We start from the raw sequence: 2,191 nt of genomic DNA, 5'->3' as shown, positions 1-2,191 counted from the left end.
CGCGTTCCTCGAAGACCTCGAGCGGCAGGCCACCAAGTTCGAGGAGATGCGTGATCGGTCCCTCGCCCGCGAACGCGCGAAGGCCGAAGCACGCGCGTCGTAAGCTCAGATCGGCTGGTGTGCCCGGTACCGACTTCGGTGCCGGGCACCACTGTTTTCCGGGATCTGTCTTCCGACCGTTGTCCCCGGCCCACCGAGGTCACCATGATCACGTTCCCTCCGTTCCAAAGGCTTCCCTCATGACACTGCAGATCGGCTCGCTGGAGTTGCGCAGCCCCGTCGTCCTCGCACCGATGGCCGGCGTCACCAATGTGGCGTTCCGCACCCTGTGCCGGGAGCAGGAGCTGGAGCGGGCCGGCAGTACCTCGGGTCTGTACGTCTGCGAGATGGTCACAGCGCGAGCGCTCGTCGAACGGCAGCCGGCCACTATGCACATGACGACGTTCGGCCCGACCGAAACTCCACGGTCGCTGCAGCTCTACACCGTCGATCCGGACACCACGTACGCCGCCGCGAAAATGATCGTCGACGACGATCTGGCCGACCACATAGACATGAACTTCGGCTGCCCGGTTCCGAAAGTCACCCGAAAAGGCGGCGGTGCCGCACTGCCCTACAAGCGAAACCTGTTCGGCCGCATAGTCGCGGCTGCCGTCAAGGCCACCGAGGGCACCGACATTCCCGTCACCGTCAAGTTCCGCGTCGGCATCGACGAGAACCACCACACTCATCTCGATGCAGGACGGATCGCCGCAGGCGAGGGCGCAGCGGCGGTGGCCCTGCACGCCCGAACCGCCTCGCAGCGTTACTCCGGAACCGCCGACTGGAACGAGATCGCTCGACTCAAGGAACATGTCTCCGGCATCCCGGTCCTGGGCAACGGCGACATCTTCTCCGCGTCCGACGCGGTCCGCATGATGGCGGAGACGGGCTGCGACGGCGTCGTCGTCGGGCGTGGTTGCCTCGGTAGGCCCTGGCTGTTCGCCGAACTCAGCGCCCGCCTCAACGGTCGACCCGAACCAACTCCACCCACCCTCGGCGAGGTGGCCACCATCATCGCTCGGCATGCCGAGTTGCTCGCCGAGCATCACGGCGAGAAGAAGGGCCTGCGAGAGCTGCGCAAGCACGTCTCCTGGTACCTGCGCGGATTCCCGGCCGGATCCGACCTTCGAGTCTCGATGGCATTGGTCTCGACCTTGACCGAGCTGGACGACCTTCTGGCGCAACTCGATCCGACCGTTCCGTTTCCCAAGGACGCCGAGGGCCCCCGTGGTCGACAGGGCTCACCCGGCGCGGTGTCGCTGCCCGACGGTTGGCTCGACGATCCCGAGGACGTCTGCGTGCCCGCCGGTGCCGACCTGATGCACTCCGGCGGCTGATTTGCAGCTGACCAGCCGCCGACCTCGCACGAGTGGACCATGCCGCTCGAGTCAGTACTATGGCTGGGATCGCCGAGCAGGCGGCGTGTGCGTGTGATGGAAGGCCAGGTTCGAATTCGTGGGAGACGATCGAGAGTCGGGCCCGTCTGTGCCCGAGGGTCGCGCCCCATGGGAGCGCCCGCTGTCTTCAATCAGACAAACCGGCTCAATCGGACGGTCGGGGCAGCGCCCACCTCATTCCGAGCAGCCTGCAACGCCGGACGAGGAGCAACCGCCGCAGCCCGGGGACAGTGGCAGGCTCGGCAAACGATCGCCGCGTAACGCCGACACCGTCTCGGTCGCCGAGTTGGTGGACAAGATGTCCCGCTCGGGATCGACGCGGCGGGTGCCGGACGACCGTCCCGAGGTCGAAGAGCCGACCGAGGTCATCGCCCCCATCACCGATTCCACTCCCCCGCCTGCCCGAGCAGTACCGCCGACTCCGCCGCCGCACGCGGCACCGGAACCGGTGGGTGCGCCCGCAACGGATCGCCCGGCTCTGACACGGTTGGCGATGAGCCGGGTGCGTCGACGCCGTCGGGTGCGGATGATCGGCCGAAGCCTGGTCTCTCTCGTCGCGATCCTGGCGGTGGCCCTGACCGGAGTGGTGTGGGGATATCTCCGCAACACCGATCAGGGATTTCTACAGGTCGCCGCACTCGATCCCGATTCGACCGACGTCGTCGACGCCGAAGGCCAATACGGCGACGAGACGTACCTGATCGTGGGCACCGACACCCGCACCGGGGCCAGCGGCGAGGTGGGTGCCGGCA

At 67.1% G+C, this 2,191-nt stretch carries 1 protein-coding gene and 2 pseudogenes; all 3 read left to right on the top strand.

Going from position 1 to position 2,191, the window contains the following annotated elements; genetic code table 11:
• A pseudogene (locus tag CH256_RS28420) lies at positions 1 to 103 on the top strand (acyl-ACP desaturase); the annotation flags it as partial.
• 136 nt (positions 104 to 239) lie between these two features.
• A complete protein-coding gene (gene dusB / locus CH256_RS01760; RefSeq protein WP_068049864.1) occupies positions 240 to 1,379 on the top strand; it encodes a tRNA dihydrouridine synthase DusB in 1,140 nt (379 codons plus the stop codon).
• A gap of 118 nt (positions 1,380 to 1,497) precedes the next feature.
• Positions 1,498 to 2,191, top strand: a pseudogene (locus CH256_RS01755) (LCP family protein); the annotation flags it as partial.

This window comes from Rhodococcus sp. 05-2254-6 (assembly GCF_002258565.1).
Lineage (GTDB): Bacteria > Actinomycetota > Actinomycetes > Mycobacteriales > Mycobacteriaceae > Rhodococcoides.
Note: the sequence above shows the minus strand (reverse complement) of the source record. Positions and strands in the feature narration are given on the sequence as shown.